At 53.0% G+C, this 15,913-nt stretch carries 14 protein-coding genes; 5 read left to right on the forward strand and 9 right to left on the reverse strand.

The window, feature by feature from the left end:
- Positions 1 to 7: 7 nt before the first annotated feature.
- The 3 genes from rfaE2 to ACYVIY_RS09765 all read left to right on the forward strand — a co-directional run bounded on the left by rfaE2 (position 8) and on the right by ACYVIY_RS09765 (position 2,063).
- Complete coding sequence (rfaE2, locus tag ACYVIY_RS09755) at positions 8 to 487, forward strand: D-glycero-beta-D-manno-heptose 1-phosphate adenylyltransferase (protein WP_460976137.1); 480 nt, start codon at positions 8 to 10, stop codon at positions 485 to 487.
- Positions 488 to 763: 276 nt separating this feature from the next.
- A complete protein-coding gene (locus tag ACYVIY_RS09760) occupies positions 764 to 1,186 on the forward strand; it encodes a DUF2147 domain-containing protein (RefSeq protein ID WP_460976138.1) in 423 nt (140 codons plus the stop codon).
- Between the two features lie 211 nt (positions 1,187 to 1,397).
- Positions 1,398 to 2,063: a zinc metallopeptidase gene (locus tag ACYVIY_RS09765; RefSeq protein ID WP_460976320.1), complete on the forward strand. Its 666-nt coding sequence runs from the start codon at positions 1,398 to 1,400 to the stop codon at positions 2,061 to 2,063.
- 70 nt (positions 2,064 to 2,133) lie between these two features.
- Here ACYVIY_RS09765 and ACYVIY_RS09770 read toward each other — a convergent pair whose 3' ends face one another.
- Positions 2,134 to 2,532 carry a phage holin family protein gene (locus tag ACYVIY_RS09770; protein ID WP_460976139.1) on the reverse strand — a complete coding sequence of 133 codons (399 nt, stop codon included), beginning with the start codon at positions 2,530 to 2,532 and terminating at the stop codon, positions 2,134 to 2,136.
- Positions 2,533 to 2,669: 137 nt separating this feature from the next.
- On the opposite strand from ACYVIY_RS09770, the gene ACYVIY_RS09775 reads away from it, so the two are divergent.
- Positions 2,670 to 3,401 carry a class I SAM-dependent methyltransferase gene (locus ACYVIY_RS09775; protein ID WP_460976140.1) on the forward strand — a complete coding sequence of 244 codons (732 nt, stop codon included), beginning with the start codon at positions 2,670 to 2,672 and terminating at the stop codon, positions 3,399 to 3,401.
- Between the two features lie 25 nt (positions 3,402 to 3,426).
- On the opposite strand, the gene ACYVIY_RS09780 is transcribed toward ACYVIY_RS09775, so the two are convergent.
- On the reverse strand, positions 3,427 to 4,395 hold the full coding sequence (locus ACYVIY_RS09780; RefSeq protein WP_460976141.1) for a hypothetical protein: 969 nt from the start codon (positions 4,393 to 4,395) through the stop codon (positions 3,427 to 3,429).
- Positions 4,396 to 4,471: 76 nt separating this feature from the next.
- The gene (locus ACYVIY_RS09785) at positions 4,472 to 6,142 is read right to left on the reverse strand and encodes an amino acid permease (protein ID WP_460976142.1); all 1,671 of its coding nucleotides are present in this window, start codon (positions 6,140 to 6,142) and stop codon (positions 4,472 to 4,474) included.
- A 144-nt stretch (positions 6,143 to 6,286) separates the two neighbouring features.
- Here ACYVIY_RS09785 and gldA point away from each other — a divergent pair, with 144 nt between their 5' ends.
- Complete coding sequence (gene gldA / locus ACYVIY_RS09790; protein ID WP_460976143.1) at positions 6,287 to 7,204, forward strand: gliding motility-associated ABC transporter ATP-binding subunit GldA; 918 nt, start codon at positions 6,287 to 6,289, stop codon at positions 7,202 to 7,204.
- An 87-nt stretch (positions 7,205 to 7,291) separates the two neighbouring features.
- On the opposite strand, the gene ACYVIY_RS09795 is transcribed toward gldA, so the two are convergent.
- From ACYVIY_RS09795 to ACYVIY_RS09820, 6 genes are all read right to left on the reverse strand, one after another.
- On the reverse strand, positions 7,292 to 7,825 hold the full coding sequence (locus tag ACYVIY_RS09795) for a DUF4136 domain-containing protein (RefSeq protein ID WP_460976144.1): 534 nt from the start codon (positions 7,823 to 7,825) through the stop codon (positions 7,292 to 7,294).
- A 125-nt stretch (positions 7,826 to 7,950) separates the two neighbouring features.
- Entirely contained in the window at positions 7,951 to 8,988 is a 1,038-nt protein-coding gene (gene aroB / locus ACYVIY_RS09800; RefSeq protein ID WP_460976145.1) for a 3-dehydroquinate synthase, read from the reverse strand.
- A 240-nt stretch (positions 8,989 to 9,228) separates the two neighbouring features.
- Positions 9,229 to 10,365, reverse strand: a complete 1,137-nt coding sequence (locus tag ACYVIY_RS09805) for a pyridoxal phosphate-dependent aminotransferase (RefSeq protein ID WP_460976146.1) — start codon at positions 10,363 to 10,365, stop codon at positions 9,229 to 9,231.
- Positions 10,366 to 10,421: 56 nt separating this feature from the next.
- A complete protein-coding gene (locus tag ACYVIY_RS09810; protein ID WP_460976147.1) occupies positions 10,422 to 10,898 on the reverse strand; it encodes a putative periplasmic lipoprotein in 477 nt (158 codons plus the stop codon).
- Positions 10,899 to 10,925: 27 nt separating this feature from the next.
- A complete protein-coding gene (locus tag ACYVIY_RS09815; protein ID WP_460976148.1) occupies positions 10,926 to 12,386 on the reverse strand; it encodes a SusD/RagB family nutrient-binding outer membrane lipoprotein in 1,461 nt (486 codons plus the stop codon).
- A gap of 23 nt (positions 12,387 to 12,409) precedes the next feature.
- A complete protein-coding gene (locus tag ACYVIY_RS09820; protein WP_460976149.1) occupies positions 12,410 to 15,586 on the reverse strand; it encodes a SusC/RagA family TonB-linked outer membrane protein in 3,177 nt (1,058 codons plus the stop codon).
- Between the last annotated feature and the right edge of the window lie 327 nt (positions 15,587 to 15,913).

Raw genomic sequence — 15,913 nt, forward strand, 5'->3', positions numbered from 1 at the left:
GTAGCGTATGACCGAATCAAAGATTCTCTCCCGTGAGGAAGCCGTTCGTCAGGCGAACCAGTGGCGAGCCGAAGGCCAGCGTATTGTGTTCACCAACGGCTGCTTCGACATTGTTCACCTCGGCCATATCGATTACCTGGAAAAAGCGCGCAACCTCGGCGACCGGATGATTCTGGGGCTTAATACGGATGCGTCGGTTAGCTGCATAAAAGGACCGCTGCGGCCCGTCGTTAACGAATACGCCCGCGCCCGGCTTATGGCCGCTCTCCAATTTGTCGATGCCGTTACGCTCTTTGGTGAACCGACTCCGCTGGAACTGATCGAAGCCGTTCGGCCCGATATTCTCGTTAAGGGTAATGACTACACAGTCGCCACCATTGTTGGGGCTGATTTTGTGCTGGCACGCGGTGGTAAAGTCGAAACTGTGGCGCTCGTACCTGGCTACTCGACCACCAAGCTAATCGAACGTATCAAACAAAGCTACTAGCTCCGGTTGACGCTACGACCTCGTTTATAGCCAATCGGTAATTTGTAACCGGTCTCAGAAAACAATAGAAAATTTGCAAAACACGGCCGTTTAAAAAGTTTAGCCTATAATGCCAATAGGATTTAACAAATAAGCTTCTTATTTTTAAGTCCCTGTTATGCAACTCAGCTCATGTTGCAGCCGGGTACTCGTTGAATTAAGTTTAACTATTACGTCGATAATCCAGTTTAGAATAGTAGTAAACATAGTGTTATCCTGTAAACCGGCAACGTAACAATGATTAGGCAACTACACCGAAGTCACATATGGGCGTCTCTGTTCTTCCTGATCCTGTGGCCAGTATCCGGACGATCATCGGCTGACCGCACGGGCGACCAGATTCTGGGTCGATGGCTGTTTCCTTCTAAGGGCTCAAGCGTAGATGTGTATCGACTAGGTAGTCGTTATTTTGCCCGGGTTGCTGAAGTTGACCAGGCGGGTCAGAAGAACTACGGCCTGGCTAAAGATAAAGTCTTGATCAGCAACCTGGCCTTCAATGGCCGGGTGTGGACCGATGGCGAACTGATCCATCCCAAAACGGGCACGGCACTGGATGTTGAACTGCGTATGTCGGACCAGCAGACCATGACCGTAACGTTGTATAAGGGCATCAAACTTCTGCATAAGAAATTTGATATGACCCGAAAATCGACCTTATAACCATCCTCTTTTCTTCCAAAAACCGTCTAGCCTGATCTATTTACCTAGGTCAGGCTAGACGGTTTTGACGTGTCAAATGGTTTCCAGACTTGATAAATGGTACCTACAACGGGATACTTTTTCGGTTGAATAGTTGTTTCATTAGTAACCGGGCTCTGAGTTGCCCACTTTACGCAAACTATTAACCTAACCAACGATGATTTGGATTATCATGATTGTGATCTTCGGCGCAAGCGCTTTTGTGAGCTGGCGATTGCGAAGTAAGTTTAACGAATACTCTCAGGTTGGCTTAAGCAACGGCATGAGCGGTGCTGAAGTAGCCCAGACGATGTTACGTCAGAATGGCATCTACGACGTACGGGTTATGTCCGTTGAAGGGATGCTGACTGACCACTATAACCCGCAGGATAAAACGGTTAACCTGAGCGCCGACGTGTATTATGGCCGGAGCGTAGCCGCTGCCGCCGTAGCCGCCCACGAATGTGGTCACGCCGTTCAGCACCAGGTTGCTTATGGCCCTTTACAGTTCCGTTCGGCGATGGTACCCGTCTTAACCGTGTCGTCGCGTTACATGCAATGGGTGCTGCTGGCGGGTGTTCTGTTGTTGAACTCTACGCCCATCCCATTAGCCGTCGGCGTAGCGTTGTTCGCGCTGACAACCTTGTTCAGCTTTGTTACGTTACCGGTTGAGTTTGACGCCAGCCGTCGGGCGCTGGCCTGGATTCAGACGAACGGGGTCGTTAACCAGCAAGAATACGGCTATGCAAAAGACGCGCTCTGGTGGGCGGCTATGACCTACGTCGTTGCTGCGCTGGGCTCCTTAGCTACGTTGCTGTACTACGCCAGTCTGTTGATGGGTGGCCGTCGAAGCGACTAAGGAGATTAACGTATACACTAAAAAAGCCCCATCGACACCGATGGGGCTTTTTTAGTTTGGAATAAACCTGTCAACCGAGCCGCAGCGACGAAAGAACGCTCACTACGTATCCCGATTCGACCATCTCCTGGGTTGGTGCCGAGCGGTCAATCAGTGTGCCCGCAACGGCTACCGCCAGGGCAATGACCAGAGCTGGCCAGAAGCCGACAATCGTGAAGCTATCCAGAAAGCTGTCAATCAGTTTGAGCAGGATCGCCGTTACGACAATTCGAATCACGCCCGTCAGCAGGAAGAACGTAATCAGATTTAAGGGGAAACGGATAATCCAGCCGATGAAAAAGTTTAGTAAGCCCAGCAGTACCGCAATCAGCAGGGCAGTACCAAAGTTTTTCACATCAATTTGGGGCATCAGGTAGGCCAGCCCGAAGATAACAGCGGCATCCAGCAGCAAATGTAAAATAAGGTTCATACAGTCGTAATACGTAGTTAGTTCGTTTGAACAACTGTTTCAGCGAAGGATGGTTTATAAAGTCGGTGCGAACCGGTAGTATAACCTTATAGCTAAACAAACTATTTACGACTAGTACACACTAACGAATTGCTACTATGCACCGGATCTGCATTGTTTTTTTGGTATTACTCACAGCTTGCGGCCAGGGCGCATCGCAGCAACAGGCGGTACGTTCGTCTCCTGCGGATTCTGCCAAGGTTTATCGGTTTGGTGAAGCCAGCCGCGACGGCATCGGCAAAATTTATCAGGGACGGGAAATTGCGCAGGTCATGGGTCACCTCGGCGCTTCCTGGCTCGACCGGCCCGAACGGGAACGCGAAGAACGTACCGACTTACTGCTGGACGCGCTAGACCTGAAGCCTACGGATGTAGTCGCTGACATTGGCGCGGGAACCGGCTTTTTTACCTTTCTGATGGCACCTAAGGTGCCGCAGGGAAAGGTACTTGCAGTTGATATTCAGCCTGAAATGATCGACTACCTGAACGCGGGGAAGGCGAAACGAAACCTTACAAACGTACAACCCGTGCTGGGTACCGAATCCGACCCCAAATTAGCTACTAACAGCATCGATCTGGCCATTCTAATTGATGCGTACCATGAATTCTCATATCCGCAGGAGATGATGAAACACATTGCCTCGGCGCTGAAGCCAGGCGGCCGAATCGTTCTGGTCGAGTACCGAGCCGAAGACCCGAACGTACCCATCAAGGAACTGCATAAATTAAGCGTAGCGCAGGCCACCAAAGAAATGAAGGCCATCGGCCTCCGACTCCTCAAAAACGACAAGCGATTACCCCAACAGCATATTATGTTCTTTGGGAAATAACCGAGCGCAGCTAGTCCGTGCCTACTTATCTTTTTCGCTTGTAGAAATACAGAATCTGCGGTGTCCACCAGTTCAACGCTTCTGAAGTGGTGTAATACCCGGCTTTGTTGGCAGCCCAGGTAATTGCCTCTCCCTGGGGCTCCTCGGCTAAGGGTTCAAACATCGGAGGGCGTTTTAAGGCCTCCACTACCGACTCGTTCTGACTTCGTGTGTAGTAAAACGCGGCTGTGTACGTCCGAATCAAAAGTTCGCTCCCGTCGGGCGAAAAATCAGCTGCCGTTACGCTTCTGAACGGAATTGCCAGTACACGCTCCGGCCTGGTTGGCGTTGATACCGATTGTGGATAAGCCGCTTTGTAGACAACGCACTGCTCGTCTTTGGAGAGGATATACAGGTCGCGCGACCGGGGGTCTACCAGTATGGCCTCGGCATTTTTAGGACCGTCGGGCAGTTGAAAGCTCAGCCTGTCGGCCTTGGTAATACGCCCGACGTACGGTTGTTCACGTCCCTTCAGCGCCGGTTCCGGAAAGCGGTAGATGATTTTTTCGGAATAACGCAACCGATTGTCGCCGATGTCAGCTACGTAGATATAGGACTGCCCGGCAACCGGCCCTGGTCCCACAGCAATGTCTTCCCAGTCCCGGTTGGCGGCTCCTTCAATGGTGAACCGGGCCACGATGGTTCCGTCCTCGCTCAGCAGGAAAATCGTGTTGTCATTGCCGGAGTCGGCATGCGTCCATAAATAACCAGGGTTCTGCTGACTGGGGGCTAGTCCCGAAGTCTCTTCTAAGTCGCTGTCGTCTAGAATAGCTACGGGTTCCGGCTGCGCAAAGTGTACGGTATCTACCCGAACATCGGCCAGGGAGTAACTCACCCACGGCAGCTGGGGCTGATTGGCCACCACCGTAGGCTCCGTAGCTGGTGAATCCGATGTCTGATGACAGTTCATCAGCAGAGTCGCCAGGCCTGCCAGGATAAATCGGGGACAATTCATGATTGGAAACGCACGCAAATTCGGCTCCAGCTTTTAGCGTAACGGAATAAAGGCGGCTATATCGTTAGCGAATCAGTTAGGGATAGACCAATTCTTTGGGTGCCAGCTTACTCTTACGAAATCCGTACGAGAAGTAAATAACCAGCCCGATTGCTAGCCAGACCAGAAAAATGGCCCAATTCGTGATGCCCAGTTCAGTCATCAGATACAGGTTCGTCAGAATACCCAATACGGGTAGTAGAGAAAAATTACGCTGAAAACCCAGTACCGACAGCACCGCCCAGGTTGCCCAGAACACGAACAGCAGCGGCTTTTCTTCGGCAGCGTGTAGCATTCCGCCCGCGTAAACCGCATAACTAAACACCAGCATAAACCCGATACCGATCAGGTACTTGCCATTGACGTACGGCACCCGAAACTTCGACTGTTCGGATATTCCTTTCGCATCCAGGTAAAGGATACCCCCACAAACCAGAATAAAGGCAAAGAACGTACCTACGCTGGTGAGGTCGATAAAGAACTGCATATCCAGAAACAGCGACGGCACCGCCACCAATACCCCCGTGATAATGGTCGCGAACGATGGAGTACGATACTTTGGGTGAATTTGCGAGAACTTAGGCCAGAGCAACCCATCGCGGCTCATCGTCATCCAGATGCGGGGCTGACCCAGTTGATACGCTAACAAGGCGCTGGTAATGGCGACTACGGCGCTCACCGAAATGATACCAGCCATGAAATTCAGATTCAGTTTCTGGAATACGTAGGCCAGCGGATCGTCGACACCGAGCTCTTTGAAATTAACCATACCCGTTAATACGAGCGTGATCAAAACGTAGAGAACCGTGCAGATGACCAGACAATAGATCATGGCGCGGGGCAGATCGCGCTGCGGGTTCCGGCACTCCTCGGCAGTCGTTGAAATAGAGTCGAAACCGATAAACGCAAAAAACACCGATGCAACCCCGCTCAATACGCCCCCTACCCCGTTCGGTGCAAACGGCGACCAGTTAGCGGGTTTCACGTAAAAAGCGCCAACGGCAATGACCACCCCGATCACAGCGAGTTTGAGCACTACCAGCAGGTTGCTGGCGTTACGTGATTCTTTGATACCGATGTACACCAGGGCCGTGATCAACACTGTGATCATGCCGGCGGGCAAATCCAGAATCAGCCGTAAGCCACCCAAATCAGGGGCAACTTCATAAGCGTTGGCCAATGCCTTTACGTTTTCAGGTAGCGAGGAGGCTCCCGCCCCGGCGGCCTGTACCTGCTCATAGGCTCGGTGCGCTGACCCATAATCCGTTGATAGCCAACCCGGGAATTTAACCCCAAACCCAGCGAGCATCGAGGTAAAGTATTCGGACCAGGATATGGCAACCACCATATTCGAAACTGCATATTCCAAGATCAGGGCCCAGCCGATAACCCAGGCAAAAATCTCCCCGAATGATACGTAGGCATACGTATAGGCACTTCCACTGACCGGAACGGTACTGGCAAACTGGGCGTAGCTGAGGGCCGTAAACACACAGGCAATCGCCGTAAACACGAACAGTAACGACACCGCCGGTCCGCCGTTGAAACTAGCCCGGCCAATCGTACTGAAAATCCCAGCGCCAATAATGGCGGCAATGCCCAGTGAAGTCAGATCCCGGACGCCCAGCACTTTCATCAGATTCGATGCGTTGTGTTTGTCAGCGTCGGTGACCGCCTGCGTCACGGTTTTTTTACGAAATATCGACATGTATAAATGGCGAAAAGCAGTGTCTATTGATGTTAAACCGCTAAAAATAGGGATACTTTCCCATACTTTGTGTGTTACTTTCGCATTCGCAATACGCCAATTATCGATCGTTACGCGTTACTGATTTACTATCCTTCGTACAGCATGTCTATTCGGGTACAAAACCTGACTAAAGAATACGGGAATCAACGGGCTGTCAATCAGATTTCCCTGACAGTACAGCCGGGCGAAATTGTCGGCTTTCTGGGGCCCAACGGCGCGGGTAAATCGACGACGATGAAAATCGCGACGGGCTATCTGCCGCCCACCGACGGTACGGTTGAGGTCAATGGGTTCGATGTGCGCACGCAGCCCATGGAGGTTCGCCGGAGCGTTGGCTACTTACCCGAGCACAACCCGCTGTATCTGGACCTGTACGTCAAGGAATACCTGCGATTCGCGGGTTCGCTCCACAACCTGCGGGGGGCCAGTCTAACCCAACGTATCGCTGAGATGATTAACCTCGTTGGTTTAGAGCGTGAGCAGCACAAACGTATCGGTCAGCTATCCAAAGGCTACCGGCAACGGGTGGGGTTGGCCCAGGCGTTACTGCACGATCCACCGGTGTTGATACTGGACGAACCTACGACGGGCCTGGACCCCAATCAACTCGCCGAAATCCGGCAGGTGATTCGGGAGGCTGGTCGTAACAAGACCGTTCTGTTCTCTACCCACATCATGCAGGAAGTCGAGGCCATCTGCGACCGGGTGGTCATCATTAATCGTGGGCAGATTGTGGCCGACAGTCCGTTGAGCCAGCTACGTAGTGCGTCGGCGGAAGAACGCGTGGTGGTTGTGGCCGAGTTTGAAAGTAAGCTAATGGCTCCTGAGCTTTTATCGACAGTACCCGGTGTCGAACGGGTTGAATCATTGGGTAATGCTCAGTATCGCATCACGGCGAGCCCGAATACAGACTTACGAGCCGCTATTTTCCGACTGGCAGCCGACCAACGCCTTACACTGGTGGGGTTACGCCAGCAGGAAAGCTCCCTGGAAGGTATCTTTAAAGAGCTGACGAAGTAATAAAGCAAAAACTGGTGAATAGCTAAGGAGTTGCCCGTCGGCTTTCCCTTATCTATTCACCAGTTTTTATGTTCGGGTTCAGAGAATCTACCTCGCCGTCGCCATAAGCGGATACTGGTCGAAGATCGAGCGGACGATTCCTTTGAAGTAGTTATTCTTAAAGTTCTGATTGCGCATCATCTTGGAAGCATACCCTTTCCAGATAACCTGATACGACTCGGCATCGATCAGTGAGATCATCAGCGTACCTTCGTCCAGATTGTAGTCAATGCGCTTATAGGTTGCATCGTCGTCTTCGCGAACAACCCAATCCTTAATAACTGGCTGCTGATAGCCCCGGAACCGTAGATCAGACCGGAAGATGTTGTATGAAATGAGCAGATTCGGATTTCGGTTACTGACGCGATAGCCCCGCGCTTCCATCTGATGCCGGATGGCATCCTGAATATCGGAGCAAAGCAGCGTCGAGTCGACAAACTCGCACTCTAAAAAATTAAACGATTCGTAATTCTTGAAGTGCCCTTCGTAACTATAATCATGCTCGACAAATAACCGACTGGGCGAGCAGCCAGCCATGGCAATGACTGCTAACGTAAACAGAATTCCAATGCACTTTTTCATACTCCAGTTCGTAAAAGTTTTCAATGAATACCTTATCGTTTAAATGAATAGTAGTGCTAAGCTTCCCGTCGAACTCAAATATAAACGCAAATGTTTGGCAAACAATAGTGTAGCGCCAAATTTTATCACTTATTGAGGCCCCGGTAGAACTCCAGTCCACGGCGCATTTCGGTGGCTGTCACGGGCACATCGAACGCGCAGTTTCCGGCCCCTTCCAGCAACGCCATCCGCACCTGATTTCCCCGGTTTTTTTTATCCTGTAGGGTTAAAGCCAGAATGGGTTCCAGGTCCGAATCGGTTAGTCGAACATTTCCATATACGGAAAACAGATACTCCTCGATTTGCGCCAGCAAGATTTCGTCAATCATCTTTTTATGGTAAGCGATAAACGCTTCGGCAACCATCCCGACGGCAATGGCTTCGCCATGCAGGAGCCGCTTGCGGGGCTGGGTTAAAAAGTAAGTTTCGACTGCGTGACCCAGCGTATGACCGAAATTAAGAATCTTCCGCAGTCCTTTTTCGGTTGGGTCCTGCTCAACTACCCGTTGTTTCACGGCGACCGAATGGGCAACCAGTTCGCGCCAGTCCTGCTCGTCCAGGTCGCGCCGACGAATTTCTTCCCACATGGCGGCATCGGCAATCAGGCAATGTTTAATCACCTCAGCAAAGCCCGAGCGGAGTTCGCGTTCGGGAAGCGTTTGCAGGAAAACGGGGTCGATCAGTACGGCGTCCGGATGCTGGAACACGCCGATATGATTCTTGAACCCCCGAAAATCGATCCCCAATTTACCGCCCACGCTGGCGTCGACCTGCGACAGTAACGTTGTCGGTAGCTGCGCGAAGGCGATACCCCGTTTGTACGTAGCGGCACAGAACCCGCCCATATCTCCAATTACGCCCCCACCTAGGTTCAGCACCAACGCATGCCGGTCGAAATTAGCCCGCGTGAGCGCATCCCAGATCAGTTCACAGGTAGCCAGGTGTTTCTGTTCTTCACCAGCTTTGATACGCACCAGCGTATGCTTTGGCAGCAAGGATTTAAGCTCAGGGTAGCAATATCGAAGCGTGTGGTTATCGGCAATGACGGCAATAGCCGAAAAATCATGGGTAGCCAGAAAAGTAGGCAGGCTCTCGGCCAGCGGGGCAATGTGAAGGGTAGACATGCAACAAAGTTACGGAACGCGGCCGGTTCACCGACAGTGGATGAAGCAGGTTTGCCCAACTCCGTGCAACAATGTTTATCTGATCAATCGCGATGCCTAAGTTCACGATTGAACCGCTTATCTGTAAATCAATACATGCTGACAGGTAATATATAGAAGCGGGGAAGTTAGCGTGCGAAAGCCTGCGAAAATGAATTAGCAAACCTCATCACGTCAACCTCCCCGCTTCGGATAACGGGTTTAAGAAACTATTTTCAGCCCTTCGGCGAAAGCCTGCATCTGCGGCATAGTACCGAGGCTGACGCGGCACCAGTACTGCCCGTCGAACTTCCACTGGCGGATGCTTACGCCCTGGCTCATCATCTTATTCACGAAATCTTCACCTTTCATCCGGATTGGGAACAGCACGAAGTTTGTACCCGACGGCAGATACGTATAGCCGTTGGTCTTCAGCGTTTCGTATAGATATTCGCGGGATTCGAGGCCCTTCGACAGCGAGTACTTGATAAACTCTTCATCTTTATAACAGGCTAAGCCCGCCCGCAGCGTAGTCATGGTCAGACCACCGGGGCCACCGCCCCACTTGCTAATGGCCGCCAACGTATCGGGTTGCCCAACCAGATACCCTAGCCGTAAACCTGCCATGCCGTAGATTTTAGAGAAGGTGCGGGCTACCAGGACGTTCTGTCCTTTTTTGACGTTCTCCAGCACACTGAACTTAGCCGGGTCACTCGTGTAGTGAATATACGCTTCGTCGACAAATACGGGTTTCTTCGCCGATACGCGATCCACGAACGCCCGTAAAGCCACCGGATCAATCGTTACGCCAGTCGGGTTGTTGGGGTTGTTTACGTACACCAGGCTCGTATTGTCGCCCATGCGTTTTTCCATCTCGGCGAGGTTATGGTCGTAGCTGCCAGCCGTAAGCGGTACTTTCTCCCACTTAGCCCCGTGCTGAACAGCCGCCCGCATGAGTTGTTCGTAGGTTGGGTCGGCCGAAATGATTGTGCCCCCCGGTTTCGCGTAGCTGTAGTGCATGGCAGCGGCTACGAGCAGCGAACCGGAGCCGGGAGCCAACAGAATCTGCTCTTCGGCAACGCCTTCCTGCTCGGCAATCAGTTTGCGCAACTGCGCCCCGTACTGCATCGGATACAGATACCCGTCCTGCGCAGCTTCCGTAATGGCTTTCAAGGCTTTTGGCGACGGGCCATACGGATTTTCGTTTGCTGATAACCGAGCTTTCAGCATGCCTTTCGGTGGCTCAACCGGAGCCGCTGACGCATCCAGCCAGGGTTCACAGTAGCCAGCCTGCGCAGTGGCCAGACCTAATCCAGATAACACGCTGGCCCGTAGCCAGTCACGACGATTGATAGACATTTCGTTGATTATTAATTGATTATTAGCCTGAATAAACGTAATGAATTGACTAGTCACTAGTTGATGGCCTGCACCCGCGACAGTCGGCTGAATGCCTGCCCTTTGTACTCGCCCGTCCAGGTGAGCAATACACTGCTTCCTACATGCGGGGACGTAATACCCAGCTCAGCCCAGCTTTTGGAGATACTGGCTTTGCCAGCGCCATCCGTTTTCAACTCGGCCAGGGCGGTTCCGTCGCGTTTGGTCAGTTTGATCGCCAGGGACGTAACGGGTATGGAATCAATGCCCACTTTGTTATTCAGAATACCACTCTTGTCGAGTTCATAAATCCGTACGGCCAGCGTCACCGGACCGCTGCTTTTTTGGGAAACGACCGGTTCGGCATTTTGACCACCGCCATCGCCGGTTGCATTATCAATTACGACCAGAACCGGAGCCGCCACCCGGTCGACGAAGGGGTCGGCTACTTTGGTGCAGCCAGCCAGACTCGCCAGCACCGCTACACTGCTGATTAATAGCTTATATGGTTTCATCACTTGCGTTTCGGTTAATGGAACAGGTTACTTTTCAGCCCACCACAGTTTAGTTTTCATACTATCGTCGCCCCCGTTCAGCGTTACGCCTTTCCGGACATTAGCATCGTTGAGCGAGTACTCCGAGGTTGGATACTTAATGCGGGTGGGTAGCACACCATCATTCTCGAAAATAGACCGGGGATCTTTGGCAGGTAATACGGGCAGGCCGGTCCGGCGGTACTCAGTCCAGGCTTCGATACCCTGCCCGAATAAGGCCAGCCACTTCTGCTCCATAATTTTCTCCTTGGAAGCTTTGCCTACCGTCTTCAGGTAATCATCCGTGACCTTAAGGCCGTACTGATCGAACGAAGCCGCAATGCCTTTCTCGAAATACCCCTGCGCGTCGCCGGTAATGTCGCCATCGAAGGCCGCTTCGGCCAACGTCAGATTCAGTTCAGCGTAAGTCATCAGCACGCTGGGCGTAGTGGGCTGCATGAAATACGTCCCCAGCATCGAACTCGTACCGAGATACGTAGTCGCAATGGCATCAGGCAACCCATTAGCGTGACCCACGTATTTGCCGTCTTTGTTGGGTTGCGCATAGACCGTTACGCGGGCGTCGCCCAAGCCATTCAGCTTGTCGATCAACGTTTTGCTTACGTTCCAGTCCGTACGGCTGCCGAACACCATCACCTCATTCCATTCGTTATTGCTGGGTCGGGTGGCGGTGTGTTTAAGCGTCGCATTATCGGCGTTGCTGGTGAAGATGGGATACGTAGCGGCATCGGCCAGAATTTCGGTCAGGATGGCTTTCGACTCCGCCGGTTTTTTCGCAGCCTGCCGATTCGCCAGCCGAATACGTAATGAATTGGCAAACTTTTTCCACTTCAGAATATCCCCGCCGTACAGAATATCGCCCGTAACCGCCGGTCCCGTAACGCTTAGTTTCTCGTTCGCCGTTTTCAGATCCGCCAGCATACCCGCGTACACCTTATCCATCGTATCGTAAGCCGGTGTGTAGATGGGAGCGTCGGCCGTCCCTTTGATGGCTTCTCCATACGGTACAGCTCCGTATACATCCGTCAGCAGCGAATACACCCAGGTGCGCATCACTAGACCGATCCCTTCGTAGTTCGGGTTGGGGTACTTGCCACCCGCAGCGGAGAGCGTAATGATCCGCTGGAAATTAACCAGCCCATCGTTGTAAAAGCCTTTCCAGTTGTTGTTGTACAAGGCCACCGATACGCCGTAGTTATCGCCTTCGTTCGAGTAGATGTTCCGGGTCAGGTACTGCATCCACAGCATGGCACCGTCCAGATTCAGTCGCTCGAAGCGGATATTACTGCCCCAGTAACGATCAATGGATGCTTCCAGCGCGTACGGCAGCAAGTACTGCGGGCCCACAGCTGTGGGGTTATTAGGGTCCACATTCATCGTGTCGAATTCCTTTGTGCAGGACCCAACCGTCAGGAGTGCGGCTATGGAAAGAAGAATGATTCGTTTCATACGTAATGCGATAAAATGACGCGTTAGAATCCCAGATTCAGGTTAACTCCCAAGCTGCGGCTGCTGGGCAGCTCGCCATATGCGAACCCTTGCGAGTTGGCTCCGAACCGGTCGGCTTCGGGGTCGATGTGGGGCGTATTCTTAAACAGCATGAGCACGTTACGTCCTACCAGCGAAATCTTCGCCGAGCGGATCTTAACCCGATTCAGCAACGTAGCGGGCAGTTGATAACCTAGCGTTACCTCGCGGAGCTTTACGTAGCTCGCGTCAAAAATGGCGGCTTCGTGGTATCGGCGGGGGTTGTTATAGCCATAAAGCGCGCTGGCGGGTACAATCGTGGTGTTGGGAACGTAACGGGGCTGCTCGGCACTGCCGACGTTAACGACGCCTTTCCCGATGATGCCTTCCTCGCGGCCAACGGCAGTTTCAGCATATTGACCAGTCCAGCGGGCCGTACCTGTTCCCTCATCGAACAGGCTCCCACCCGACCGTATATCGACCAGCGCCGACAGCATAATGCCTTTGAAGCTGAACGTATTCTGCCAGCCCCCCGTCCAGTTCGGCTGAATGTTGCCCAGCACGCGGGGAGTTGACGACACGACCGGATAGCCGTTGGCCCCGTATATGACTTGTCCGTCGGGCGCGTGTTCGAACCCAATGCCAAACAGCGTACCGTAAGGTTGACCAACGCGGGCTTCCGAGTTCAGGCCCTGGCGACTGTAGAGGACATAGGTGGTCAGGCCCTCGGCCAGTTCAAGCACTTTGTTCCGGTTGCGGGCGAAGTTCAGCGCCGTTTCCCACGTAAAGCCGTTGGGCAGACGAACCGGCGAGCCGGTCAGCACGATTTCAACCCCGGTGTTCGCGATTTTTCCGGCGTTCAGGATGCGGGAATCGTAGCCACTGGCTTTCGAGATTTCAACGCCCAGAATCTGGTTGCGCGACACCTGATTGTAATACGTTACGTCAAGGCCAATTCGACCTTTCAGGAAACGCAGGTCTAGCCCCAGCTCGGTACCGGTCGTGATTTCGGGCTTGAGCGTAGAGTTAGAGATTTTCTTGTTCTCGAAGAACTCAGGCACGGAGCCGTTCCAGGAGCCGTTCGCCCGGAAGGTTTGCAGCAGCTGATAGGGGTCGGCATCGTTTCCGACCTGCGCCCAGCTGGCGCGTACCTTGGCAAACGATAATACCCGGCTTTGCAGGTTCAGTAGCTCGCTCAGCACCCCGCTCACCGATACCGACGGATAAAAATACGATCGGGCTTCGGCGGGTAGTGTACTCGACCAGTCGTTGCGGGCCGTTGCGTTCAAGAACAGCGAATTCCGCCAGCCAAACTCAGCCGAGCCGAACACGCTGTTCACCTGCGACTTCTCGATGGCGCTCTCGGCCGTGTTCTGACTCGGGTTGGCGTTGCCTGCATTATACACGCCATCGACAACCAATTGACCTACTTTCAGGTAATTCCGTTTGTAATAATTGGTCCGCTGAATGCCCCCCGCCTGAGCGTTGATCGTGAAATCGCTCGTAATCGCTTTGTTGAACGTAAAAATGAAGTCACTATTCGTTTCCTGCCGACGTAACACTTCTTCTGAATAAGAGCCGGGCGTACTGTTCCCGTTACGTACCCGCTCAAAATTCAGGACATTAATCCGCGTATCGGTCCAGACGTCCGTTCCCGAACGTACCATCAGACTCAGCGACGGCAGAATCTTATAGTTCAAGGCAATGTTGCCAACCAGCCGATCTTTATCGTTCCCATACGGCAGTTTCAACTGGGTGAAATACGGGTTGGTGAAGAAGGTGTGCTGCCAGTTCGGCGGATCGGTGTCGGCGGGTTTACCCGGCAAGGCCCGATTGATACTGATGTTCTGGTAGGCTTCGTAGTCGCGCAGTTGGGCCCACGATACGTGCCGGTGCGACCAGATGAATTGCTGCCCTTCGGTATAGCCCCGGTTGTCGGAGCCGGACTTGATGTATTCGGCCGACAGGCTTACGTTCAGCTTCGGCGTAAAGTTGTACCCCGAGTTAAATTTGAAATTATTGCGGTGGAAATCGTTGTAGTACATGATTCCCTGCTGATCGAGCCGCCCGATGCTCAGCCGGAAATTCCCTTTATCGTTGGCACCCGAGATCGCAATGTTGTTGGTAAACGTTTTGCCCGTTGCCCAATATTCGTCGTAGTTGTTGGGCTGCGGAGTCAGTGGAGCGACCCCGGTACCGGTCCACCACTGCCGTGCCAGTCGCCCATCCAGGGGAGCGCCCCAGCTTTCGTCGGTACCTTCGGTGCCACTCAGAGGAGCATTCGGTCCGTAGGCCGCGCGGTACTGACTTATTTCGAGTGGGTCGGTTATGGCCCCACTCCAACCGTCCGTATACCAGGTCCGGTAGCCGTTGCCTCCGCCGTAGGTATTCTGAAAATTGGGTTTTATCCAGGGCCGCTCGAACGTAGTGTTCGAATTGATTTCAACCCCAATGCCTTTGGTACCAGACCCGTTTTTGGTGGTCACCAGAATAACCCCGTTGGCCGCCCGAGACCCATACAGCGCAGCCGCATTTGGTCCTTTTAAGACGGTTAATTCCTGAATGTTATCGGGGTTAATTTCCGACAAGCCCGAGCCGAACTGTTTATCGAACGTCTGCTGAATGGGCACACCGTCAATGACCACCAGCGGCTGGTTGTTCCCCGATACCGACGACGCCCCCCGGATTTGCACCGTGGAACCACTGCCTGGCCCACCATTGCTGCTGATGCGCAGTCCGGCCACTTTTCCCGACAAACCGTTCACTACGTTCGTAGCGCGGGCTTCGGTGAGCTGCTGCCCTTTAATTTCCTGTACACCGTAGCCCAGTGATTTTACTTCTTTTTTGACCCCAAACGCGGTTACGACTACTTCCGAAAGCGCCCGTACATCGGCCCGGAGCGTAAAATCGAGTACGGAGCGACTCCCTACGTTAACTTCTTCGGTAGTGAACCCGATCGAGCTAAACGTCACGACCGCTTCATCGCCGGGCACACTGAGCGTATACTTTCCTTTTGCATCCGTGGTTGTTCCCAGAGTCGTACCCTTCAGTACTACGTTCACCCCCGGCAAAGGACCCTCTTCGGCCGAAACGACCGTACCGGTCAGCATCCGGTTCTGTGCCTGAGCCGCTAGCCCTACACAACACCAGATGAACGCATAAATCAGTAGTCTTTTTCGCATGATACGTTAGATTAGGTTATGACAAATACGTTGCTCCCGGTTGCCGGAACAGTGCCGAATACTGGCCGCCCGATCCGAACCGCCCGAACGAACCGGGCGCAACGCAACTGCCCTCGCAGGCATTTTGGCCTACGGGTGAACTACAGAAATAAATGCAGACAAAGAAGACGTACTCCGATTGCTCCGGCCGATAGATTCCAGCCAGGCAATCAATTCAGGGCGGGTTACTAACGGGCGTTGCCGATACGGCACTGACCAGCTATAAACCCGTTCTTCAGGCCGTTGATGATGGACAACGGTGCTGAAGAGCAACTACCTACTCCACAA

This window comes from Spirosoma knui (assembly GCF_054780635.1).

What these genes read in the sequence shown, in the direction of transcription:
- ACYVIY_RS09760 (WP_460976138.1), top strand. Translation starts at nt 764, where the DNA reads ATGATTAGGCAACTACACCGAAGTCACATATGGGCGTCTCTGTTCTTC.
- aroB (WP_460976145.1), bottom strand. Translation starts at nt 8,988, where the DNA reads ATGTCTACCCTTCACATTGCCCCGCTGGCCGAGAGCCTGCCTACTTTT.
- ACYVIY_RS09780 (WP_460976141.1), bottom strand. Translation starts at nt 4,395, where the DNA reads ATGAATTGTCCCCGATTTATCCTGGCAGGCCTGGCGACTCTGCTGATG.
- ACYVIY_RS09770 (WP_460976139.1), bottom strand. Translation starts at nt 2,532, where the DNA reads ATGAACCTTATTTTACATTTGCTGCTGGATGCCGCTGTTATCTTCGGG.
- ACYVIY_RS09805 (WP_460976146.1), bottom strand. Translation starts at nt 10,365, where the DNA reads ATGTCTATCAATCGTCGTGACTGGCTACGGGCCAGCGTGTTATCTGGA.
- ACYVIY_RS09775 (WP_460976140.1), top strand. Translation starts at nt 2,670, where the DNA reads ATGCACCGGATCTGCATTGTTTTTTTGGTATTACTCACAGCTTGCGGC.
- ACYVIY_RS09820 (WP_460976149.1), bottom strand. Translation starts at nt 15,586, where the DNA reads ATGCGAAAAAGACTACTGATTTATGCGTTCATCTGGTGTTGTGTAGGG.
- ACYVIY_RS09810 (WP_460976147.1), bottom strand. Translation starts at nt 10,898, where the DNA reads ATGAAACCATATAAGCTATTAATCAGCAGTGTAGCGGTGCTGGCGAGT.
- ACYVIY_RS09765 (WP_460976320.1), top strand. Translation starts at nt 1,398, where the DNA reads ATGATTGTGATCTTCGGCGCAAGCGCTTTTGTGAGCTGGCGATTGCGA.
- gldA (WP_460976143.1), top strand. Translation starts at nt 6,287, where the DNA reads ATGTCTATTCGGGTACAAAACCTGACTAAAGAATACGGGAATCAACGG.
- ACYVIY_RS09815 (WP_460976148.1), bottom strand. Translation starts at nt 12,386, where the DNA reads ATGAAACGAATCATTCTTCTTTCCATAGCCGCACTCCTGACGGTTGGG.
- ACYVIY_RS09795 (WP_460976144.1), bottom strand. Translation starts at nt 7,825, where the DNA reads ATGAAAAAGTGCATTGGAATTCTGTTTACGTTAGCAGTCATTGCCATG.
- rfaE2 (WP_460976137.1), top strand. Translation starts at nt 8, where the DNA reads ATGACCGAATCAAAGATTCTCTCCCGTGAGGAAGCCGTTCGTCAGGCG.
- ACYVIY_RS09785 (WP_460976142.1), bottom strand. Translation starts at nt 6,142, where the DNA reads ATGTCGATATTTCGTAAAAAAACCGTGACGCAGGCGGTCACCGACGCT.